The following is a 22,326-nucleotide window of genomic DNA, read 5'->3' as shown; positions in this document are numbered from 1 at the left end:
CATCGACGTCGCCACCGGCGAGGCCGCCAAGGCCCACCACCAGCGCTCCGACGTGTGTGCCGTGCCCGCCGCCGGCATCGTCGCCGAAGCCATGGTCGCCCTCGTCCTCGCCGACGCCGTCGCCGAGAAGTTCGGCGGCGACAGCGTCCCCGAGACCCGCCGCAACGTCGAGTCCTACCTCGACGCGCTGTCCATTCGCTGAGCTGTGACCAGGGCCGATGCGGGCCGTGCCCCACACCGGCCCGCTCCCCTGGTGCCCGGGGCAACACCACCCCGCACGGGAGGCTTCACCGCTCTGTCCCGGCACGCGGCAACGACGGCCTCCTGCGCCGGGCCCTGGTGGTGTGCCGAGTGACGGCAGAGACAACCAGGTGCGTGGAGAACCTCGTTCGGGCAGGCGCCGGGCGGACATGGTGGGCATACGCCAGCACAGGGTTGCCGACCAAGCCGGGAGCGTCGTGAACATGTCTGCTTTCAAGCAACGAGCGATCTTCGACGATGTCGTCGGCGAGCTCAGCGCCGCGCTGTTCTCCTCGTTCCGCCGCAAGGACCAGCGACACAAGGCGGAGACCTACCTGCATGGCCTCCTCAGCACCGTCGGGCGCAAAACCATCCGCAATATCGCTGCTCAGGTGGGCGGTCCCGCCGACACCGAGCAGAGTCTGCATCACTTCATCAGCAGCTCCCCCTGGGACTGGCGGCCCGTACGTGCCGCACTCACCGACTATCTGGAACAGATGAGTTCACCGCAGGCTTGGGTGGTGCGGGCCATGCAGATACCCAAAGGGGGCGAGTACTCGGTGGGCGTCGACCGGATTTTCGCCCCGCATCTGGGCGAGATGTTCCGCGGGCAGCAGGCCTTCGGGGTGTGGCTCGCCTCCGAGGAGCTGAGCGCGCCGGTCAACTGGCGCATGCTGCTGTCGGACCAGTGGATCAGCGACCCCGAGCGCAGGGGCCGCGCGGGAGTCCCCGACGGGGCCCGCCCGGAGACCCCGGACGAGTGCGCGGTCGCGGCCGTGCTGGACACGGCACAGTACGGAAGCCCTTCACGCAGACCCGTAGTGATCGACTTGCGGCGGGGCAACCCGCACACGGCGATGCCTCACCTCACCGCGTCGGGTGTCCCCGTCCTCGCCCGCGTCAGTTCCTCCTGCCGAGTGACCGTGGCCGACCGGGCGTTGCCCGGATTCGGCGCCGGAGCACTTCCGGCTCGACGGATCCTGGAGGCGGTGAAGGGACTTCGCCGCCCGGTGTCCTGGGCGGACCCGGCCGCCCACGGGGCCACGAGGACTTCGCTCGTCGCGGCGATCCCCGTGTCCTTCCCCTCGCCAGAAGGGGTCCGGCCGCGGCCGCTGCTGTTACTGGGCGAATGGCTCGACCCGTCGCGCCCGCCGGTCCAGCTGTGGCTCACCGATCTGACGCAGATGCCGATGGCGGCGCTGCTGCGCCTGACGAAGCTCACGCACCGGGTCGACCGGGACTTCGCGCACGTCGGCACCACGACCGGTCTGCTGGATTACGCCGGCCGCTCCTTCCAGGGCTGGCACCGGCACATCACCCTCGCCTCGGCAGCCCATGCGGCCCATGTGCTGACAGCCGAAAACTATGTGATGGGCCGCGCCGCCTGATGGCTCGCCGCGGCGTTCCTTTGCCGTTGCAGGAGACCGCGAGTCTGCTGAAGTCGCAGCGCCAACTGCACCTCAAGCAACCTTTCCGGCTGCTGCCACTGGGGACCCAGCAGTTCGGTGATGCGCTTGAGACGGCGCCAGACGGTATTGGGGTGCACATGAAGCGATTCGGCCGCATTGGTCGGGCTGCCTCCGCCCGCGAAGTAGGCACCCAGGGTGGCGACGAGGTCGGTCTGCCAGTCACGGTCATGGCTCAGCACGGGGCCGAGAGTCGATTCGATGAATCCTTCGGCATCGTGCTGGTCGGACAACAACAGCCCGAGGAACCCGAGTTCCCGGGCGGAAGCCGTGCTGCCCCGTGCGTTGAGCGCGGTCAGCGCGTCCAGGCAGCGCAGCGCTTCCTGGTAGATGCGGCCGGTGTCGGCCGGCCCCTTGCCCGGGCCGCCGACACCGACCGATACGGAGTGGCCGAGAACGGAGGACAGTTCCTCAGCGACGGCCCGGGCTGCCCCGGACGGGTCCTCGCCGGGTAACAGCAGCACGATGCAGCCGTCGCGCGCGGTCTTGAGCCCGGACATCCGGTGCGCGTAGGAAGAGGCCCAGACCAGAGCACGGCCTGGTTCGCCGCCTTCGGGTCGGACGACGAGCAGGACGTACGGCGCGTCCAGGTCGAGACCGAACTGGCCGACGCGCTGGGCCATGTGCTGCAGTTGGTGCGCGGCGCGCGGGTGCGAGGCCAAAAGGTCGTCGAGGAGCTCGTCGCGCACGGGCCCTTCGGCCATGGCGGTGGAGCGCTGGAGCAACAACTGGATCGCGAAGGCCTGGGCGGTGAGGTACAGCAGGCGCTCGTCCTCGCCGACCAGGGCTGTGGCGGGGCGCAACACCAGCTGGCCGAGGTTCTCGGCTCCGGCGATCACGGGCGCCACCCATGTGTTGCCGACGGCGGCTACGACACCCCGGCGTGCATGGGCGTCGAGGGCGCCTTCGGCCACAGCGGTTTCGTCCAAGTCGGCGATGTCCCCGCCGGCCAGGATCCGGCCGCCGGGATCGCGCAGTTGGAGGGTTCCGTCCAAGGCATCACCGGCTGCCTTCGCCACGCTGGTGAGGTCGGCGCCGGCCAGGAGCATGTTCATGGTGCGGCTGTGGGCCTCGCTGAGCTGTTGCATGCGTACGAGGCTGGTGCGGGTGCGAAAGCCGTCCAGTTCGAGCTCGTCGATATCGCCCCTGGCCTGTTCGAGGCGCTCGGCCCTCTCGATGGCCACGGCCGCCAGTACAGCCAGTGAGCAGACCACGCCGAGTTCGTCGGGGCAGAAGTGCCGTACCGTGCGGCAGGCGCCGTAGAGCACCCCGACAGTACGGTCGCCGTTGACGAGCGGCACGGCCATGAGGGCGTGCAGGCCTTCGGCCTGGATCACTTCGTTGAAGCGCTCCCGGCCCTCGATGCCATCGTCGGCCCGATAGTCGGCGGTCCACACCGGGGCTCGGGTGGCCAGGGCGCGATGTCCCAGACCCCAGCCCTGGTCGATCTGAAGTCCGTTGACCAGGGCGGTGATCGAGCCTTCTGAGGTGTGTAGGTACATCGCACCCTGCCCATCGAGGAGGGCAACGCACGTCAGATCGAAGTTGAGGAGCCGCCTCACCCGCCTGGTGACCACCCGTAGCAAGGAGTCGAGGTCGTGCGGGAACGTCAGGTCACGAGCCGTGTCGACCAGATCCGCCAGGCTGTCTTCGCGCTGCCGGCGTCGGCCCTGCGACACGTGGATCCTGCCCGCGAGTGCGACGGCCCGTTCCAAGCGAGCGAGGTTCTGCGGAGGTTGGCCGGCCCGGCGTGCCCGCTGCAGCAACTCCTCCAGCCTGCCCGGCGGTGCCTCCTCGGCAAGGAGTTCGAGGATGGTGAGCAGATTGGTCTCCGTGGCGCCCGATTCATCCGTCATGCGCTGCTCCCCTAGGGCACTCCATTCACAGATAGGCTGAACGTAATTCTTTGGTGATCTTTAAGTCAATCGGTGACCTGCGGTAATGGCCATCCGCTACGCCGCGACGTCTGCGCGGGCCCACACCTCGCCGGTCACGGCCGAACAGCACGCTTTGCGCGCTGAAGGCTGCTGCGGGCGGCTGCTGCCACCCGGTCCGGGGTGAGGCCGAACCGCTGGTAGAGCGACTGGTAGGGAGCGGAAGCACCGAACTGCTCGATACCCATGGCCTCTCCGGCATCCCCGATGAAGGCGTGCCAGCCCAGCGAGGTGCCGGCCTCCACAGAGACCCGGGCCTTCACGTGGGGCGGCAGCACGAGGTCGCGGTAGTCCTGGTCCTGTTCGCGGAACCATTCCACGCACGGCATCGACACCACACGGGTGCTGATTCCCTCCTCCTGGAGGAGGCCGCGCGCGGCCAGGGCTATGTGAACTTCGCTGCCGGTTGCGATCAGGATGGCCTCGGGGGCATCGTCACTGGCCTCGGCCAGGATGTATCCCCCGCGGGCGACTCCCTCGGCCGGGGCCAGACCTGAGGAATCGCTCCGGTCGAGCACGGGCAGGTTCTGCCGGCTCAGGCACAGCCCCGCGGGCCGGTCGGTGTGTTCGAGGACGGTCCGCCAGGCGATGACCGTCTCATTGGCATCCGCGGGGCGGACGATGTCGAGGCCGGGGATGCCGCGCAGCGCCCAGAGGTGCTCGATCGGCTGGTGAGTGGGACCGTCCTCGCCGAGCCCGATGGAGTCATGGGTCCAGATGTAGGTGACCGGCAGCTTCATCATGGCGGCGAGGCGGACCGCCGGACGCATGTAGTCGGAGAAGACCAGGAAGGTGCCGCCGTAGGGGCGGGTACCGCCGTGCAGGGCGATGCCGTTGAGGATGGCACCCATGGCGTGTTCGCGGATGCCGAAGTGGACCGTGCGTCCGTAGCGGTGTCCGGCGAAGGCTTCGGTCGCGAACTCCTCGGGGACGAAGGAGGGCTCCCCCTTCATGGTCGTGTTGTTGCTGTCGGCCAGGTCCGCGGATCCGCCCCACAATTCGGGCAGTACCCCGGCGAGGGCGGAGAGCACTTCGCCGGACGCCTTGCGGGTGGCCATCTCCTGGCCGGGGGCGAAGACCGGCAGGTCCCGCGCCCAGCCTTCGGGGAAACGGCGGACGGAGATCCTGTCGTGGGCAGCGGCCCGCTGGGGGTGAGCGGTGCGCCAGTCCGCGTAGAGCTTGTCCCACCGTCCGTGCGCTTGAAGCCCGCGGTCCGCGGCCCGGCGGGCGTGGGCGAGGACCTCCGGGGGCACCTCGAAGGAGCGTTCAGGATCCAGACCCATGGCGGCCTTCGCGCCCGCTGCCTCCTCGCGACCGAGAGCGGCGCCGTGGATCTTGCCGGAGTTCTGCTTGTTCGGGGCCGGCCAGCCGATGATGGTGCGCAGCGCCACCAGTGAAGGCCGGTCGGTGACTTGGCGCGCCTGCTCCAGTGCGTCGTGCAGGGCGGGGACGTCCTCCTGGTAACCGTCGGGGGTGGTCCAGTCGACCTGCTGCACGTGCCAGCCGTAGGCCCGGTAGCGGGCGACCACGTCCTCGGACTGGGCGATGCGGGTGTCGTCTTCGATGGAGATGTGGTTGTCGTCGTAGAGGACGACGAGGTTGCCGAGCTTTTGGTGGCCGGCAAGGGAACTGGCCTCGTGGCTGATGCCCTCCTCCAGGTCGCCGTCGGAGGCGAAGACCCACACGGTGTGGTCGAAGGGCGACTGTCCCGGTGCGGTGTCGGGATCGAACAGGCCGCGCTCGCGGCGCGCCGCCATGGCCATGCCCACCGCGTTGGCCAGGCCCTGGCCCAGCGGGCCGGTGGTGGTCTCGACACCGGGCGTATGGCCGTACTCGGGGTGAGCCGGAGTGAGGCTTCCTTCGGTGCGCAGCGCCTTGATGTCGTCGATTTCAAGGCCGTATCCGGACAGGTACAGCTGGTTGTAGAGGGTGAGGCTGGAGTGCCCGCAGGACAGTACGAAGCGGTCCCGGCCCGCCCATTGCGGGTCGGCCGGGTCGTGACGCAGCAGCCGCTGGAACAGCAGATAGGCGGCCGGAGCAAGGCTCATGGCAGTACCGGGGTGGCCGTGGCCGGCGGTCTCCACCGCGTCGACCGCGAGGGCTCGGGCGACATCGACCGCGCGGCGATCGAGCTCGGTCCACTCGAAGGGGGCGGACAGCGGGGCCGGTGGTGTCGTACTCGCCTGGGGGTTCACAGGGTGCTCAGGGCTCCTAGTCGAGGAAGGATCTACGAGGCGGAAGCGGCTTGAGCCGGGCCTGTCTCAGCCGTCCCGGCCGACAGCGCGAGCCGGCTTGAGCCGTCCCCACCGCGGTCATCCTGAAGGGGGTGGGAGTGGTGGCCAACGGCTCCGGCGACAGCCCGTCAAGTCGGTCGGAAGTTCATCAAGTCGGTCCCGGTCGGGCTGCACCGCTCGCGGTTGGCTCAGGCCATGGCGCGGACTCCCGCAGCAGCACGTGGCCCCCCTGCGTACGTCTTTCGCATCACCGGGGCGCCGACCGCGCTCTGGGGTCCCCGGGAGGCGGATGTCGCGGCCCAGCCGGCTGGGCGGGGAATGGTGCCGCGCAGGGGTGCGTTGGCGGGAGCAGCGGCTTGGCTTCGCCGACGCACCCGCTGGTAGGTCGCGAGAATGCCGCGGGGGTCGCCGGTGTGGCGCAGCTCGTGCATCAGCCCCTCGTACAGCGGCTGTTGGGCGCGAAACCGCGAGAGGAACAGCACCAGGTCGTCCAGCAGGGCGCGGCATCGCCCCAGTTGTGCCTCGGCGGACATCCATTGGTCCAAGGCCCGCTGCCAGGAATGTTCGAGTCGGGATGCGTGGGCGCGCAGGTGGGGGCCGGTCAGCACGCCGGAGTACGGTTCGCCGGACCACAGGGCCAGGGCGCCTCGCAGCCGGCTGGCCGCGGTCTCGAAATCCTCGGTCTCCATCGCGCGGTAGCCGGCGCCCGCTTCCCGCTCGAAGGCCGCGACGTCACTGGTGCCTCCCCCGCTGTGGAGACGGTAGCCGCCCGGTAGTCCTGCCAGCACGGTATGAGCGGTGCGGCGCTCGCTGTGGGTGTCACCGGCGCGCCCCTGGCCGTGGGCGAGGGCAGCCTGGATGAGGGCTCTCACGTGCCGGACATGTCCCTCCAGCATGTCGGTGGCGCGGCGGGGCGGACCCGCGGGCCACAGTTCCTCGACCAGTACCGCTGTGGGCACCATGTGGTCGGCCTGTGTCGCAAGCAGCGCCAGGACCTGCCGCGTCTGCGCTTCGGTGGGTGTGATGGGTGTTCCGCCCTCGTGCACGGACAGTTCCCCCAAAAGCTTCAAGTCCATTCCGCCCCCTCGGTGTCCATCGCGCTTGTCGCCACGCCCGTTGAGCTCGCGGCGCCGCATGGTGCGCTCCCCCCGCACCCAAGTACACTAAATAATAGTAGTTGTTTTCTTTTTTTGAAACCCCGTGACACCGGAGGACGAGGCCCGCATACACAGTCGGCCTCTGTACGGAAACCCTCAACAAACTTCGCGCGCCCACCACTTGAAGAAGGGACGATGCTTTCGGCTCATGGGGACGGGCGGGCTCTGACATCGCGCCAAGGTCGCCGCCTCGTCGCATCTCCGCCTCCTGGGCAACCGCCTCCAGCGATCCGGTGCATGCGGAACTGACAAGATCGATGAAGACCGTCGAGTACGAAAGGGCAGTGACCAGCACACCGATGAGCCGCGAACTCCTTCACCCCACCCTTGACGAAATCCGCCTGGAGAACGTCATGAAGGCCCTCTCAGACCCGGTTCGGATGCACATGGTCCGCGAACTCTCGCGCACGACGGGTGAGTTGTCCGGCGCGTCCATCGATGTGCCGGTCAGCAAGGCCACGGCCACTCACCACTACCGGGTTCTGCGCGAGAGCGGAGTGATCCAACAGAACTACCGGGGCACCGCCAAGATGAGCAAGTTGCGACGAAGCGACCTCGATGCTCTTTTCCCTGGCTTCCTCGACGCCGCACTCACCGCGGCCGTGCACGAGATGGCCCGCCACAGCGGGTGTTCGAGTCAAGGGTGAGCGTCTGGACCAACGGCCCAGCGGGAGTGCGCGGCAGAGTGCGCGGAGCCGTGTGACGAGACGAGTGCATGGCGAGTATCGCCATGCACTCGTGCCCCGGTCCGGCCCGCCAGATCTTCGACCACGCGCCTTGACTCGCCCGGTCGGACGGGCCGTGCGGCGCCGGTATCGCTCCAGCGCCCCGGACATCTCCTAGCGGAGGGCGAGGACGCGCCGCCCTTCCTCCGGTCCCGGCCTCTCCCGGGTGGGAACGAAGGGTACGCGGACGCCCATCGTCAGCAGCCCCCGTTCACTCCGCACGCCCCGCCGAACTCCGCATCCTGCTGGGCCTGGGCGTCGAGGATCGCCTTGCGCAGCTGGGCGGGGCTCGGCACACCCTCGATACGGATGTCACCGACCAGGAGGGTCGGCACGGACTGCACGCGGTGCGCCTGCGCCTCGCGGAGCGCGTCCTGGTGCTTGTCGCTGTACGTGCCCTGCTCAAGGGCCTCACGGAACGCGGCGCCGTCCAGTCCGATCTCCTCGGCCAGCGGCTGCAGGACGTCGAGATGACCGAGGTCCCGGTCCTCTTGGAAGAACGCGCGGAACATACGACGCGTGTACTCGGCGCCCTTGCCGTGCTCGGCCGCGAATTGGTAGCCCTCGAAGGCGAGGCGGGTGTAGGGCTGCGGAGAGACGGTGGGCAGGGTGATGTCGACATCCAGACGGCGGGCCATGGGGTAGACGGCGCGCCGCCAGATGTCGGGCAGGTAGTCGTCCTCGGGCCGCAGGGTGGGCTGCGGGTGGGGACGCAGCTCGAAGGGCTTCCACTCGATCTCGACGTCGAGGTCGTTCGTCGCCTCTTCCAGCGGCCCCTCGGCCAACATGCAGAAGGGGCAGACGTAGTCGGACCAGACCTGGATCTTGACGGGAGTGCTCATCGCAGTCGGCCTTTCCGGCCGGTCAAGAACTCTTGGAACGGCACTTCGTGCCCCTCGATCGGGGCGTGCGTCACCTTGATCGGCCAAGCGGTGGGGTCGGTGGAGAAGATGGAGTACGAGTCGGCGTAGCCGAAGCCGTACGCGTCGGCGGTCTTGCGGTCGGCCGCGTACACGATGTGCTCGATGTTGAAGTAGAGGGCGGCCATGTAGCACAGGGCGCAGGGCTCGCCCGAGGCGATCAGGGTGGATCCCGCGACGCCGTACCTGCCGGCCTTCTTCGCCGCGGCGCGCAGCGCGACGACTTCGGCGTGTGCCGTGGGGTCGTTGTCCTCGTGGACCCGGTTGAAGCCGGTGCCCAGGACGAGGCCGTCCCGTACGACGATCCCCGAGAAGGGGATGCCGCCTTCGGCGACGTGACTACGACTGATCTTGACGGCTTCCTCCACGTAGGGAGTCAGGTGATCGAGGGGGTCGCTTTGCATGGCGGAGTCGGTCCTTGAGAGGGAGCGGGGGCGTTGATCGAGCACGGGGGCGGCATCGTGACCGAGAGCTGCCCCGGTGCGGCGGAGGTGTCCTCAGACGCCGACGCCCTGGGCCTCCTGCGGCTGGTCGACGGGCTGTTCGGCGCCGCTCTGCTTGTCGGCGAGCTTGAGCCAGACGACGCCGAGGATGATGACGCCGAGCCACAGGGACTGACCGAGGGTGAGGCTCTCGTCGAAGAAGACGGGTCCGAGGGCCGCCGCTCCGGCCGCTCCGATTCCCGCCCAGACGGCATAGCCGATGCCGACGTCGATGGTGCGCAGCGCGGCACTCAGCGCCCACAACGTCAGAAGGAAGAACACGACGGCAACCAGCGACCAGGTCAGGCGGGTGAAGCCGTGGCTTCCGCCCACCGAGAGCGCGTAGCCGATTTCGAAGACGCCGGCGAGGAGGAGCATGAGCCAGGAGTTGGCGGCGGAGGGGCTGGTCGAGGACATGAGGAAGGTGCCTTTCGTGAGGTTCGGATGGTGGGCGGGCGACTGTCAGGCGCCGCCGCTGAGCTGGAGTCCGACGACCCCGACGATGATGGCCACGATGCCCAGCGCCTTGCGCCAGCTGAGGCGCTGGCCGAACAGCAGGGCGCCGAGGAGGCTGATGCCGACGCCGGAGACCGAGGTCCACAGGGCGTATCCGACACCGACGTTGAAGGTCAGCAGGGCCTGGCTGAGGAAGTAGGTGCCGAGGGCGCCGCTGACGAGGGTCACGGTCGTCCACTTGCGATTGCGGAAGCCTTCGGCCTTGCCGGCCGCGATCGCGACGCCGATCTCGAAGACGACGGCGATGGCGAGGTAGAGCCACTGCATGAGAGGGAGTCCTTTCGGTTTGATGGCCGCGTTTTCCGGGCCGGCCACGCTGGGGGCGGGGTGAGGTGCCGCTGTTGCGACACCTTCATAGATGTTGCTTGTACATGCAAAGACAAGATGCCCGAGTGTAGCCGAGGGCTCGACCGGGGGGAACGTCAGGAGCTTGCATGAGCATGTACTCTGATGTCAAACATCAACCCCGGGGAGGCCGCGACTATGGCAACTTCACACCCCGTGCCCCCGCGCACGTCCGACCACACCGCATGGAACCGCGTCCTCGCACTGCACGCACACGTGGAACGCGAACTGACCCAGGCGCTGCAGAGCCGGCACGCGATCGGCCTGTCGGAGTACCGCTCCCTGGAACACCTCGACCACGCCGACGACAGCGAGCTGCGCATGCAGGACCTCGCCGAGAGGGTGGGCCTGGGGCAGTCGTCGGTAACCCGCCTGGTGGGGCGGTTGGAGACGGCCGGCTTCGCATACAAGGACCTGTGTCCGTCGGACAAACGCGGCGTCTACGCAGTCATCACCGACGAGGGGCGGCAGCGCTACCAGGCCGCGCGCGCCACCTATACCGAGGTCCTCTCCTCCGCACTGAACGCCTTCACCGCCGACCCGGAACTGGGACCTACGGTCCAGGCCCTACGCGCCCCCCAGAGCTGATCCCCGCCCCTCCCCGAACCGCATCGAGCACATCACCCCGACACCCCCGGACGCCTCAGGCGCCCGGGGGTTTTTAGTTGCACACACAATTACCTGCGATCTGCATCACACCCACTTCGCCAAGTGCATGCTTGACCAAGCATGCACTTGGCCGGATACCTTCGCCCTCGACACCGCACGATTCAACGAACAGTCGAGCGACACCTGTGGCCGCCGACTGCGCCGACTGCAAGGAATCCCGCCGTGCCATCGCCCCGTCTGGCCGAGATCATCGCCGTCCACGGCCACCACCGGCTCCACGACACAGCGCTCCACTTCAACGACCAGGCCGTCACCTACGGCGAGTTGAGCGAGCTGACCCAGAACCTGCGCAGCCACTTGCTGCGGCTGAATCTCCCGGCAGGCAGCACCGTGTGTGTGCCGGCGCACAAGACGCCGCAGACCATTGCCCTGTTGCTGGCCGTCTTCCACGAGGGCCACATCGCCCTCGCGCCCTCCCCCGACCTGGGCAGCGCCGCGCTTGAGCGCCTGGCGCAACAGGCCCGGGTCTCCCACCTGCTCACCGCGGCCGCCGACGGCGAGCTCACGGCGACGCCGGTGCGGGCGGATCAAGAGCAGGCCCAGCACTTCGCGACGCCGGATCCGGCACGGACACGGCTACTGCTGACCACATCCGGCTCGACCGGAACTCCGAAGATCGTTCCGATCGGGTCCGCCGGGTTCGACGCGTTCACCGACTGGGCCGTCCACGAGTTCGGCCTGTCCCCCAATGACACCGCGCTGTCCTACGCCCCGCTCAACTTCGACCTCGCTCTCCTCGATGTCTGGACCTTCCTGCAACTGGGGGCGGAAGTCGTCCTGGTGGACCAGGGCAGGGCGACGGACGGCCCGCACGTCCGGACGCTGGTCAAGGAACACGAAGTCACCTTCGTCCAGGGGGTGCCGATGGTCCACCGCCTGCTGGTCGAGGCCGACGAGGTCTACCGGACCGTACGCCGCATGATCTTCACAGGGGACAGCATGCCGGCCTCGTTGCTGGCGCAGGTGGCATCGGCCTTCCCCGGAGCCCGCTTCCACAACGTGTTCGGCTGCACGGAGACCAACGACTCGTTCATCCACGAGTACGACCCTGCCGCGCCGGTCGGCACGATGCCGATCGGCCGGCCCATCGCCGGCACGCGAGCGCTCATCCATGCCCCGGACGAAACGGTCGTGGAGTCCGACGGGACCGGTGAACTGCTGGTGGCCACGCCCTTCCAGACCCACGGCTACCTCAACACCGCACTGAACCACGCGGCCTTCACCGTCGTCGACGGAGTCACCTATTACCGCACCGGCGATCTCGTCTCCCGCGACGAGCACGGCATGTACAGCCTCCAGGGCCGCGCGGACTGGCAGGTCAAGGTCCGGGGAGTGCGCACCAACCTCCAGGAGGTGGAACGTGTGATCGCCACGCACCCGGACGTGGCCGAGGCCGTCGTCGTCCCGCTGCCCGACGAACAGGCGGGAGTCCGGCTGCACGCACACGTCAGCAGGCGCCCCAGCAGCACGCTGACCAGTCTGCAGCTGCGTACGCACACGGGAAGACACCTGCCGCGGCACGCGATTCCCACCTCCGTGCACATCACGGACGCTCCCCTTCCCCGCACCTCCACGGGCAAGCCCGACCGAAACCAGATCAAGAGCAACCGAATGAAGGAAATCCAAGTATGAGCAGCAAAGACACCGCCGCCGAGATCCGCGACTTCGTCGTGACCCAGTACCTGTCCGGCGAGGACGCGTCCGATCTCACCGACGACTACGACCTCATCGAGTCCGGAGTCATCGACAGCCTCGGCCTTGTGCGGCTCATCTCGCACATCAGCCAGGCCTACGACGTCCCCCTGGACGACATCGAGTTCGGCCCGGTCAACTTCCGCAGCATCAACGCGATCACCGACCTGATCACCTCCCACACCGAGGCCCTCGCGGCCTGAAGTACCCCGTCGACACCTTCAGGGCCTTCGACACCTTCCAGTTACAAGGAGAAACAGCACATGATCGTCCGCAGCATCGACGACCTCGCCCCGGTCGAGTGGGGCAACGGCCTCAGCTACCGCGTCCTGACCGAGTCCGACGGCATGGGTTTCGCCGTCTGCGACACCCTGGTCCGCCGCGGCACCACCAGCGCCCTGCAGTACCGCAACCACCTCGAAGCCTGCTACTGCGTAGGGGGGTCGGGTGAGGTCGTCGAGAAGGACGGCACCCGCCACAAGATCGTGCAGGGCACGATCTACGCCCTCGACCAGCACGACCCCCACTACCTCGTCGCCTCGGACGACGAGGACCTGCATCTCGTCTCCATATTCAACCCGCCCATCAACGGCAACGAGAAGCACAGCCTGTCCGAGGACGGGTTCTCCCACTACTGACATGGCGGGGCGACGGCCCCTGTCCCTCCCGCCGACGGCGCCCGCCCCCACCGGGTGCCGTCGGCGGGGCACGCCACCCACCTCACCCGCAGCGGACCTAGGACAATCCTTGAGCGACGACCTCTTCCACCTCGCCACCCCGTGGGCCGACGAACTCAACGCCAACCTGCAGGAATTGGATGCCTCCGCCGCCTTCCCGCAGGACAAGTGGAAGGCCATCCGGAGCTCAGGGATCCTGCGCACCCCCTTCCACCCCGACTTCGGCGGGAGCGGCCGCAGCCTCACCGAGACGATGCGCGCCCTGGAGGGACTGGGGTACACCTCACGTGACGCGGGCCTGTCCTTCTCCACCTCCACCCAGATCGTGTCCGTCGGCATCCCAGTGCAGCGGTTCGCGACGCAGGAGCTCAAAGAGCGGTACCTGCCCAGAATCATGGACGGTGAGCTGATCACCGCGCACGCGATCACCGAGGAGTCCGGCGGGTCGGACGCGATGAACCTGTCCACCGTCGCGCACCGCGACGGCGACCACTACGTGGTCAACGGCGGCAAGATGTTCATCACCAACGCCCCGATCGCCGACCTGTTCCTGCTGTACGTACGCACCGGCAAGCCCGGCCCGTTCGGTCTGACCACGCTACTGGTCGAGGCCGGCACCCCCGGCCTGTCCGTCGGGCCCACGATGGACAAGCTCGGACTGCGCACCAGCCCGATCGGCACTCTCTCCTTCGACGAGCTGCGCATCCCCGTCGCCCAGCGCGTCGGCGGTGAGGGGGCAGGCTTCCTCGTCCTGGACCACGTGATGAAGCGCGAGGTCCTCTTCGGCTTCTCGCTCACGCTCGGCGAGATGACCCGCCGGCTGGAGGAGACCATCGACTTCGCGAAGGCCCGCACCCAGTTCGGGCAGCCGATCGGCAAGTACCAGGCCGTCTCGCACAAGATCGCCGACATGAAGATGCAGGTGGAAACCGCCCGCAAGTGGCTCACCGACACCGGGGCGAAGGTCGAGGCGGGGCAGGACGCCTCCCTCGACCTCGCGGCCACCAAGACGATCGTGTCCGAAGCCAACGTGCAGACCGCTCTGGACGCGGTACAGATCCACGGCGGGCGCGGGGTGCTCACCGAGCACGGCATGGAACGCGAACTGCGCAATTCGATCGCCGGGACCATCTACTCCGGCAGCTCGGAGATCCAGCGCAACCGCATCGCCGCCCTCATCGGCCTCTAACCACCACAGGACACGCCATGACTGCTGACCTTCTCCAGCTGACCCGCCCCACCGAGTTCCTCGACTACGAGACCGACGAAGTCCAGGACTTCATCGACCACGTCGTCAAGGACCGCTCGGCCGACAAGAAGACGAACGCGATCGAGCTCTACTACGCCGTGCGCGACGGCGTCTTCTATGAGGTCTACGGCGCCGACCTCTCCCCCGAGGGACTGAAGGCCTCGCACACCGCCAAGGTCAAGTCCGGGTTCTGCCTCCACAAGGCCGCCCTGTACGCCGCAGCGGTACGCGCCCTCGGCATCCCCTCCCGCGTCGTGTACGGCGACGTGCGCAACCACCTTGCCTCGCCCCGGCTCATCGAGCACATCGGCGGCGACGTCTTCTTCCACGGCCTGGCCCAGGTTCACCTGGACGGCAAGTGGGTCAAGGCCACACCGGTGTTCAACAAGATGCTCTGCAAGCTCTACGGCATGGAGGCCCTGGAGTTCGACGGCACCCACGACAGCCTTTACCACCCGTACGGCGAGGGCGGGGGCTCCATGGAGTTCCTCGTCGACCACGGTGCCTTCGACGACGTTCCCTACGACTTCATCATCGCGACCATGCGGTCCAAGCACCCCAAGTTCCTCGACAACGCAGGGACGGGCACCGTCAGCGGCGGGCGGCTGGCCGACGAGTCCACCCTCACCCCGGCCAAGTAGGAGATCTCCCTCATGTCAAGCCCCAGCAGCACGCCCACCGACGGTTGGGATGCCAGCACCCGCATCGGGGTCGTCGTCCCGCACGCCGACGTCGGCCCGGAGGCCGAACTCCAGGCCATGGCCCCTGCCTCGGTATCCATCCACGGCTCCCGCATCCATTTCGCCGCCATGCGCGCAGGAGGCGAAATGGATGAGAAGATCCCGCACGACCCGGTCAGGGCATTCGTCGAACCGCCCTTCCTGGACCAGGCCGTGGAACTCGTGGCGGCCTCCCCGCTGCACGCGCTCACGCTCGGCTTCACCTCCTCCAGTTACGTACTGAAGGCCAAGGGAGAAGAGGAGTTGTACGAGCGGCTGACACCGGTCACACGCGGGCTGCCCATCACCGGCACGACAAAGGCTGCGCGCGCCGCGTTCCACGCACTGGGCGCCCAACGGATCGCGATCGTGAACCCGCCGTGGTTCGATGACACGCTCTCGGGCCAGGGCGCGGACTACTTCCGCGAGTTCGGCTTCGACGTCGTCCACCACGGGCCGTGCGGCCTGCCGTCCAACCAGAAGGCGATCACCCCCGCCAACCTGTCCGCCTGGATCCGCACCACGGTCGCCGCCCACCGCCCCGACGCCGTTCTCGTGGCGGGCAACGGCATCCGGGCCGTCGGCACCGTCAAGCCCCTTGAGGAAGAGCTCGGATTCCACGTGATCACCGCGAACCAGGTGATCCTTTGGCACGCGCTCCACCTCGCGGACGCCGCCCGCCTTGCCGCGGACATCACCGACTACGGGCACCTGTTCACCACCACCCCGAAGGGCGAACACGCGTGAGCCTGCTGGCCGCCGACGGGTACGAAGCCGTGTTCGGCACTCCTGAAGGAGACATCTACCGCTTCCCTCTCGTGTGCTGGCACGACGACGGCACCCACGTCTCCGGAATGGTTCTGCACAAGGGGCAGCTCAGGCGTGCCGAGCTGGTCAGCGGCTTCATGCGCTACGACACCCGCCCCGCTCCCCTGCGGGTGGACGCCTACTCGTCCCCGCTCGCCGATGCACCGCCACGGACCCACCTGCCCGCAGCCGTGAGGTGACACCGTCGCCGACGGGCGAAATGCCAGCGGGGGCGCGCTCTTCGGCGTACGAAGCGCGCGCCCCCGCTGTTCCGTGACCGTGCGATCGCCTGGTGCGCGTGGTCAGGCGGTTCGTCGGTCTTGTGTCTGCTGCCGGCCAAGTGACCGCCACGGCTCCGCGTAAGGATCGGGCGCTGTCTTGCTGTTCGAGCCGAAACCGCTGATGCTCCGCATGTCCTGGTGCGCTGTCAGCCGAGCGTAAGTGAAGGCCGCGGAGACCAACGTCATGTGGTGGTGCCAGCCGGGGAACGAACGGCCCTCGAAGTCCCGCAGGCCGAAGTTCCGTTCGAGGCGGCCCACGGTTCCGGCCGCCTCCGCACGCCTGCCGGCCAGTCCGACGAGGTCTCCGAGCGGCTGATTCACCATGTTGGTGATCCACAAGCCGCCGTGGCGGCCCCGGCCGTCGGGTTGGGTGAACAGCCGATAGGTCTGCCGGGGCCCAGGCAGCGAACGGGGCCGAGGCAAGTGAACGAGCCCCATCGAGTACGGCCGTCCATCGGCCGGCGCGGACACACGCTGGGGGATGAGGCCGGTACGTTCATGTTCACTGATGAGTCGGACGGCGGCCACGGGGCCGGCCTCGGGGCATTGCCGGGCTGCCAGGTGACTGCCGGGCAGGACCATCAGGTTGTCCGGTACGGCGACGACGAGGTCGTGGCCCGGGCGCTGAGTCCGTTGATCAGCGCGGCAGCGTCCAGGTACCCGGTCGCGTCGGCCACCACCGGCATCGGGCCGTGGGCCGCGTGCACGGCCAGCTCGTCGGTCAGATTCAGGAGCCACTCCTCTGCCGAGGCCGTGACGTCGCTCGGAATGCGGGCCCGTAGCCGTCGTGCCTCGTCGGACCACTCGTCAGGAAGCAGCATGCTCCAGGCGACCGGAAGGTCTTCGGTGTCCGACGACAGGAAGACCCCGAAGCCGATCTGGCAGTTGACGGTGCGGCCGGCGTGCGGAATGAAGCGGCGGTGCACCCCGCACGACTGCGCGCCCCGCTTGGGCAGTACGGCGGGGGCGATGGTCCAGCACCGGGGCCGGGTGCGCTGCTCGGCCCATCGCATGAGCTCAGCGCGGATGGGCCCCCACTCCCAAGGGCTGGAATTGATGAACTGGTGCAGGGCTTGCGCCGCCGTCGACGAGTCGGTCACCTCGGCGGCCATGCGCCGGACCGTCTTCTTGCCCGGCGTACTGAGCAGGCCCTGCACATAGGCAGCCGCCCATCTGCGTTGGTCGGTCCTGGGCAAATGCCTGAAGAGCTCCTCAGCAAACCCGCTGAAGGACTCCGATCCGCCCACCCCATGCTGCGCAGTCATTTCTGGGTTCCCCCCTGTCTCCACCTACGCTCGTGGATCACGCCAAAGAGTTCCGGCTGCCGGTGCACGCGCAGCGCTTCCCCCTCCGTGCACAGATAAAAATAGTTGATTTTTTCTTTTTTTGTAAAGGGTCGCCCATGAACGCACGCGGCCCCGGAGCACGGACACGCCCCGCTCCACCAGAGGCGGACGCTCGCCAGCCGCATTCCGGTCCGATGCCGAGGCGATCACGCGCCGCCTCACACCACTTGGCGAGATCCGCCACGAGCGCGATCGCAAGCACCCCGACCCGTCGGCCGCGCGACAGCCCCGGAAGCGGCTCACGGATGGCCATGACCGACGCCCCCCGGCGATGCCGCGATCATTTCAAGACACATAGGATAGTGATTGCTATCTTTTTTTTGGAGCCCAGGAAGCCTAGGCATACCCTGGGCCGCGCGCCTGCCCAGCTGGGACGGCTCTCAGGACGCCGGGGCGGGCGGCCGACCCCCTCGGGGCTCCACCGGGCCTGGGGTGCACCTTCACCTCGGCATTGCAAGAGGGTGTGCCGTCGTCCCCGTGCGCTGGCGAGATGAGCCCCATAGAACGCGACGCACACTGGTGTGCCTGTCCGACGGAAGGTCAACGGGATGCAGGAACGAGCTGCACGCACACGGCAGGCCTTGGTCCATGCCGCGGCCCGGGAGTTCGACGACAACGGGTACGCCGCCGCGTCCCTGACCGGCATCGGCAAGGCCGCGGGCACGTCAACGGGCGCGGTGACCTTCCACTTCACGTCGAAGGCGGCGCTGGCCGACGAGGTGCACGCACAGGGCGTGGCAGTGACACGGCACGCCCTGCAGCAGGTGGATCACCAAGCCGGCCCGCTGCGGTCGGCGATCGCCATGGCGTGCGCGGTGGTGCGATGTCTGGAGAACGACGTCGCGGTTCGCGCGGCAGCACGTCTGGACCGGGATCGCGAGGACTGCCCACCCAACTGGCGCGCCGTGTGGTCAACGGCCGTTGAGGAGGAGCTGGCCAAGGCGGCGGGCACGCCATCGTGTGCGTCGGCCAACCCCTCCCTCGTCCTGGCGCTCGTCCTCTACCTCGTCCACGGGGCGGAGGTGGACGTGCGGGCACAACGGCGCAGGGGGGCGCCCGAGACCCGGGCCGGCAGTGCGTCGGACCTGTTCACCCGGATGTGGGACATGCTCCTCCCGGCGGTGGAGGGCCCCCCGCCATCGTCGTGAACTCCCCTGCCGCCGGCGGTGTCACACGGCGCTGCAGCCGCCGTCCACCGGAACCCCCGCTCCGGTCATGAACGACGCCTCCGGACCGCAGAGCCAGACGGCCACGCGGGCGATCTCCTCCGGCTCGGCAAGCCGCTTCTGGACCGCCCGCGCGACGGCGGCCTCCTCCAGCCCGGGCATCTCCTGCAACGCCTGCTCGATGAGTTCGGTGCGTGTGATGCCGACCATCAGCGCGTTGACCCGGATGTCCCGGTCGCCATACTCGGCCGCGGCGGCCCGGGTCAGCCCGAGGACAGCGTGCTTGGCCGCCACATAGGGGGCTACGGCACCGGTGGCGAACTGGCCCGCGGTACTGCAGGTGTTGACGATCGACCCGCCCCTGCCCTGAGCGAGCATCACGGGTATCTGGTGGCGCAGGCAGTTCCACACGCCGCGCACATTGACGTCCATGATCCGGTCATAGAGGTCGTCCCCCAACTCGTGCAGGGGCGTGGCCGCCGTGCCCCAGCCGGCATTGTTGAACGCCGCGTCCAGCGAGCCGAACGTGTCCACCGCGGTGGACACGGCCCGTTCCACGTCCGCCGACACGGTTACGTCGCCCGGCACGGGCACCGCCCTGCCGCCCTCCGCGGCGACGGACGCGGCCAGCTCCCGCAGCCGCTCCTCCCGCCGGGCCATCAGGACGACGTTCGCCCCCCGCGCGGCGAACAGCCGCGCGGCCGCCGCACCGATTCCGCTGGAGGCCCCGGTGACCATCACCGTCCTGCCATCGAGCTCCCCCGGGCCTCTCTTCGCGGACATCTCCATCTTCATCCCCCACCCACTCGTTCACCATGAATTGATCACGCCCGGCACAGCACAGCACATCCCGGGGCCCGGAGATCGTCCGGGTCGGCACCCGACCGTCCCGGACGATCCACCGGTCAGCCCCGCCTGCCGCGCGCCTGCCCGAACTCAAGGCGTGCCACAGCGCTCGGCACGGCGATCGACGGCAGCACGATCCGCCACATCTCCTCGATACGCTGCGGCAGGTCGGCCCGGCCCGACTCTATGGAGGAGTGCATCTGGGCGCCGGTACAGGCGTTGACGATCAGCCGTGCCACAGCCTCGACATCGACAGCCTTGCGAACCTCCCGCCCGGCCTGTGCGACGCGGAGGTCGGAGGCGATGATGTCCGTCCACTGCCGGTGCGAGTTCTCCTCTGGAGCGTTGAACTGCTCCTGCTCCATCACCAGGCGCGCGCCCGCGAACAGCACGGCGTCTTCAGCGAGTCCGTACGCCCAGGTCAGCGTGATGTCGACGGCGTGCTGCAGACCCTCGGACTGATGCACCGGCCGGACCCTGCTGGGCTGGGAGAGCACGATTTCCCGAGCGAGCTCCTCCTTCGACTTGAAGTGGAAGTACATCGCTCCGAGCGTGAGCCCCGCCCTGTCGGCGATCTTCGAGACGCTCGCGCCCGCGAACCCGAGCTCTCCGAAGACCTGGGCCGCCGCCTGCACGAGCGCCTCCCTCGTTCGTACCGCGCGTTCCTGCTTCACGGCTCGCTGCGCCATCCCGCCTCCTCCAAGTAAATGCTCGGCCAAGTAAACGCTCGACAAAAAAAACAACGGGCACTATTTTATTTCTTGATCATGCTCGGCATCCAACCCTGCCCGTCAAGGTCGAAGCAACTCTGGGGGGAGTAGCACCATGTCTCACAGCCCTGCTGTAGCATCATGCACTTTTGAAGCACCATCGATCACGTCTCCGCAAGTCCGCACCCACATCGCTCTCAAAGAGTGTGTCGGCAAGCGGGACCTGTCGGAGGTCTTCGTCGTCGACTGCCTGCACCTGTGCGGCAGCGAGCAGATCGTCACCGTCGAATGGCCGCGGGCGCACGACTTCTACACATCGACCCCGCAGGCCCACAGCCCCATGCTCTTCACCGAGAGCGTGCGCCAAGCACTCGCCGTGTCCTGCCAAACGGCGCATGACATACCCAGGGACTACAGCCTGGGGTGGGAGCACCTGACCCTGGATGTGGTCGCCGACGCGCTGCGGACCACTGGGTCTGCGACCACTGTCCAACTACAGGTCATCCACTCGGCGATCAAGCGCCGCCGAATGGGCTCGGTCCAGTTGGTCGCCCATGTGCAGGGCACCGTGAACGGCGTGTACGCGGGTTCTGCCGAGGTCCACTACAGCGCCCACCCGAGCAGCATCTACAACCGGCTCCGCGGCCCCTACGCCGATCGCGCCGTCTTCCTGAGGGCCGCCCCGCCCACTACGCCCGTCGCTCCCGAGCGCGTGGGGCGCACGAACGCACGGGATGTGGTCCTGTCCCCCACCGGTGAGGCGGGCAAGTGGCAGATGCGGGTCGACACCAGTCACACCGTCCTCTACGACCACCCCCACGACCACATACCCGGCATGGTGCTCCTCGAAGCTGTGAGCCAGGCGGCCCAGGCCAGCCTCAAGGCACCTGCGACCCCGGTCGCCTTCGACACCACCTTCGACGGGTACGTCGAGTTCGACGCACCCTGCTGGCTCAGCACCACCCCTCTGAGCCCTGACCTCCAAGGCCGTCCGCGCGTACTGATCGACGCGCACCAGCGCGAACGGCGGGTCTTCAGCGCCACAGTGGTACTGGCTCCCCACGGGGCCCGCTGAAGCACCGCCACGCCTGGACTCCCGCCACAGCACGACGGGAGTCCAGGCCTGCCCGCGGCACACGTCCACCTGGCATCCAGCGATGAACGCGCGGTTCATGACCTCCCAGAACGCGATGCTGCGCGGCGCTCCCCGGGGCCCGGATATCGCACTCACGTGGCGCAGTCGGGACGGCGCCCCTCTACCAGCGCCCCTCCGGTCGGAGCGAGCCGGTGGGCCTGGACCGGCAGTTGCGGGCCAGGTCAGGCTCGGTGTCTCGATCCGGATCAATCACTTCGCCGAGAACGTGCAGTTCCTCGCCACCCCCGAACTCGTCACCGCATGGATCAACCAGACACAGGCACGAAGCTCTCGGGCTGAAACTCACCTACTACGCAAAAGAGCGAGTCGTGACCGTAGAGTCACAACCCGCTCTTCCATGTGCACATGCTCTGTGTCCGAGGGGCAACACAGGCCACAGGCACACGCCGCTGGTCAGCGGCGAAATCACGCTCGCCCGATGAGCCAAGGTCATCACGCGGCGCCCTACCCCTACGGGCAGCGTTGCCCATTCTGTTCAATCACCGCTCGGCTTACTCAGGCTGGGCGCCGGCCGACATCCCCCAATCCAGTGACGCTCTCGCGACGTACTTCCGCCCCACATATCGGGGTGCTGCCTGCCAAGTCAGTGTGGTGGTGGCCTGTTGATGCGCGATGGTGACACCGGTGTCAGCGATGGTCGCCCGGTACTCGCCGTAGTTCACGGTCAGCTTGTGGAACTGGCGGGCTTGGAGGTAGGGCATGCCAACCATGAGCACACCGAACACGGCGATCACGCTGTGGGCACGCCTCCTGCCCGGGCACCGCCCTTCGGGACCGAGCAAGGACGAAACGCACAACAGGCGGAAGCCTAGGGCGCGTTCAACACCACCGTCCTTGGCCCGCTCTCGATGTGCGCAGGACGGAGGCTCAGGCGCCTGGCGAGGCGTCAGTTCCTTGGTGTGGTCGGCTTGGGGGGTTCCGCTGTGGGAGCACCGGGGCCTGCGGTGCCGCGCCAGCGGTTGACTTCGACGTTTTCCAGGACGCCCAGC

General features: G+C 68.2%; 23 protein-coding genes and 1 pseudogene. 13 read left to right on the top strand and 11 right to left on the bottom strand.

Annotated features, from left to right (window positions below):
• Positions 1-202, top strand: a 202-nt coding sequence (locus tag ADK54_RS03565; RefSeq protein ID WP_159047606.1) for a chorismate synthase, incomplete at its 5' end; no start/stop codon positions are given.
• 262 nt (positions 203-464) lie between these two features.
• The gene (locus tag ADK54_RS03560) at positions 465-1,628 is read left to right on the top strand and encodes a transposase (RefSeq protein ID WP_053724019.1); all 1,164 of its coding nucleotides are present in this window, start codon (positions 465-467) and stop codon (positions 1,626-1,628) included.
• Here the strand turns inward: ADK54_RS03560 and ADK54_RS03555 are convergent.
• From ADK54_RS03555 to ADK54_RS03545, 3 genes are all read right to left on the bottom strand, one after another.
• Positions 1,604-3,562 (bottom strand): helix-turn-helix domain-containing protein, encoded by a 1,959-nt coding sequence (locus tag ADK54_RS03555; RefSeq protein WP_053724018.1) that lies wholly within the window; start codon positions 3,560-3,562, stop codon positions 1,604-1,606. The two genes, ADK54_RS03560 and ADK54_RS03555, sit on opposite strands and share 25 nt — an antisense overlap.
• 134 nt (positions 3,563-3,696) lie before the next feature.
• Positions 3,697-5,835, bottom strand: coding sequence for a transketolase (gene tkt / locus ADK54_RS03550; protein WP_199826854.1), 2,139 nt, complete (start codon positions 5,833-5,835; stop codon positions 3,697-3,699).
• Positions 5,836-6,062: 227 nt separating this feature from the next.
• A complete protein-coding gene (locus tag ADK54_RS03545) occupies positions 6,063-6,950 on the bottom strand; it encodes an AfsR/SARP family transcriptional regulator (protein ID WP_053724017.1) in 888 nt (295 codons plus the stop codon).
• Between the two features lie 365 nt (positions 6,951-7,315).
• Here ADK54_RS03545 and ADK54_RS03540 point away from each other — a divergent pair, with 365 nt between their 5' ends.
• Positions 7,316-7,678, top strand: a complete 363-nt coding sequence (locus tag ADK54_RS03540; protein WP_053724022.1) for an ArsR/SmtB family transcription factor — start codon at positions 7,316-7,318, stop codon at positions 7,676-7,678.
• A 275-nt stretch (positions 7,679-7,953) separates the two neighbouring features.
• Here the strand turns inward: ADK54_RS03540 and ADK54_RS03535 are convergent, their stop codons facing one another.
• From ADK54_RS03535 to ADK54_RS03520, 4 genes are all read right to left on the bottom strand, one after another.
• A complete protein-coding gene (locus tag ADK54_RS03535; RefSeq protein WP_053724016.1) occupies positions 7,954-8,598 on the bottom strand; it encodes a DsbA family oxidoreductase in 645 nt (214 codons plus the stop codon).
• Positions 8,595-9,080 (bottom strand): nucleoside deaminase, encoded by a 486-nt coding sequence (locus tag ADK54_RS03530; RefSeq protein ID WP_053724015.1) that lies wholly within the window; start codon positions 9,078-9,080, stop codon positions 8,595-8,597. Before ADK54_RS03530 ends, ADK54_RS03535 begins: the two co-directional genes overlap by 4 nt.
• 93 nt (positions 9,081-9,173) lie before the next feature.
• Positions 9,174-9,575, bottom strand: coding sequence for a DMT family transporter (locus ADK54_RS03525; protein WP_053724014.1), 402 nt, complete (start codon positions 9,573-9,575; stop codon positions 9,174-9,176).
• Between the two features lie 45 nt (positions 9,576-9,620).
• Positions 9,621-9,941 carry a DMT family transporter gene (locus ADK54_RS03520; protein WP_053724013.1) on the bottom strand — a complete coding sequence of 107 codons (321 nt, stop codon included), beginning with the start codon at positions 9,939-9,941 and terminating at the stop codon, positions 9,621-9,623.
• Positions 9,942-10,157: 216 nt separating this feature from the next.
• Between ADK54_RS03520 and ADK54_RS03515 the strand changes: the two genes are divergently transcribed.
• From ADK54_RS03515 to ADK54_RS03480, 8 genes are all read left to right on the top strand, one after another.
• On the top strand, positions 10,158-10,607 hold the full coding sequence (locus ADK54_RS03515; protein ID WP_053724012.1) for a MarR family winged helix-turn-helix transcriptional regulator: 450 nt from the start codon (positions 10,158-10,160) through the stop codon (positions 10,605-10,607).
• A gap of 243 nt (positions 10,608-10,850) precedes the next feature.
• Complete coding sequence (locus ADK54_RS03510; protein WP_053724011.1) at positions 10,851-12,320, top strand: AMP-binding protein; 1,470 nt, start codon at positions 10,851-10,853, stop codon at positions 12,318-12,320.
• On the top strand, positions 12,317-12,583 hold the full coding sequence (locus ADK54_RS03505; RefSeq protein ID WP_053724010.1) for an acyl carrier protein: 267 nt from the start codon (positions 12,317-12,319) through the stop codon (positions 12,581-12,583). The genes ADK54_RS03510 and ADK54_RS03505 overlap by 4 nt, the downstream gene beginning before the upstream one ends.
• Positions 12,584-12,643: 60 nt before the next feature.
• Positions 12,644-13,018, top strand: a complete 375-nt coding sequence (locus tag ADK54_RS03500) for an ectoine synthase (protein WP_053724009.1) — start codon at positions 12,644-12,646, stop codon at positions 13,016-13,018.
• Between the two features lie 109 nt (positions 13,019-13,127).
• Positions 13,128-14,246, top strand: coding sequence for an acyl-CoA dehydrogenase family protein (locus ADK54_RS03495; protein WP_053724008.1), 1,119 nt, complete (start codon positions 13,128-13,130; stop codon positions 14,244-14,246).
• Positions 14,247-14,263: 17 nt separating this feature from the next.
• Positions 14,264-14,947, top strand: a complete 684-nt coding sequence (locus tag ADK54_RS03490) for a transglutaminase-like domain-containing protein (protein ID WP_053724007.1) — start codon at positions 14,264-14,266, stop codon at positions 14,945-14,947.
• A 12-nt stretch (positions 14,948-14,959) separates the two neighbouring features.
• Positions 14,960-15,772: a maleate cis-trans isomerase gene (locus ADK54_RS03485; RefSeq protein ID WP_053724006.1), complete on the top strand. Its 813-nt coding sequence runs from the start codon at positions 14,960-14,962 to the stop codon at positions 15,770-15,772.
• The gene (locus ADK54_RS03480) at positions 15,769-16,032 is read left to right on the top strand and encodes a DUF6253 family protein (protein ID WP_053724005.1); all 264 of its coding nucleotides are present in this window, start codon (positions 15,769-15,771) and stop codon (positions 16,030-16,032) included. Before ADK54_RS03485 ends, ADK54_RS03480 begins: the two co-directional genes overlap by 4 nt.
• Before the next feature lie 102 nt (positions 16,033-16,134).
• Here ADK54_RS03480 and ADK54_RS48690 read toward each other — a convergent pair.
• Positions 16,135-17,378 (bottom strand): annotated as a pseudogene (locus tag ADK54_RS48690) (IS701 family transposase).
• Between the two features lie 629 nt (positions 17,379-18,007).
• Between ADK54_RS48690 and ADK54_RS03465 the strand changes: the two are divergent.
• Entirely contained in the window at positions 18,008-18,607 is a 600-nt protein-coding gene (locus ADK54_RS03465; protein WP_063801892.1) for a TetR/AcrR family transcriptional regulator, read from the top strand.
• Positions 18,608-18,628: 21 nt separating this feature from the next.
• On the opposite strand, the gene ADK54_RS03460 is transcribed toward ADK54_RS03465, so the two are convergent.
• The gene (locus ADK54_RS03460) at positions 18,629-19,408 is read right to left on the bottom strand and encodes an SDR family NAD(P)-dependent oxidoreductase (protein ID WP_078966101.1); all 780 of its coding nucleotides are present in this window, start codon (positions 19,406-19,408) and stop codon (positions 18,629-18,631) included.
• A 122-nt stretch (positions 19,409-19,530) separates the two neighbouring features.
• The gene (locus tag ADK54_RS03455; RefSeq protein ID WP_053724001.1) at positions 19,531-20,160 is read right to left on the bottom strand and encodes a ScbR family autoregulator-binding transcription factor; all 630 of its coding nucleotides are present in this window, start codon (positions 20,158-20,160) and stop codon (positions 19,531-19,533) included.
• A gap of 136 nt (positions 20,161-20,296) precedes the next feature.
• Between ADK54_RS03455 and ADK54_RS03450 the strand changes: the two genes are divergently transcribed.
• A complete protein-coding gene (locus tag ADK54_RS03450; protein WP_078966098.1) occupies positions 20,297-21,256 on the top strand; it encodes a ScbA/BarX family gamma-butyrolactone biosynthesis protein in 960 nt (319 codons plus the stop codon).
• A 572-nt stretch (positions 21,257-21,828) separates the two neighbouring features.
• Here the strand turns inward: ADK54_RS03450 and ADK54_RS03445 are convergent.
• The gene (locus tag ADK54_RS03445; protein ID WP_053724000.1) at positions 21,829-22,071 is read right to left on the bottom strand and encodes a hypothetical protein; all 243 of its coding nucleotides are present in this window, start codon (positions 22,069-22,071) and stop codon (positions 21,829-21,831) included.
• Positions 22,072-22,326: the final 255 nt, after the last annotated feature.

The organism is Streptomyces sp. WM6378, from assembly GCF_001279695.1.
Classification (GTDB): domain Bacteria; phylum Actinomycetota; class Actinomycetes; order Streptomycetales; family Streptomycetaceae; genus Streptomyces.
Note: the sequence above shows the minus strand (reverse complement) of the source record. Positions and strands in the feature narration are given on the sequence as shown.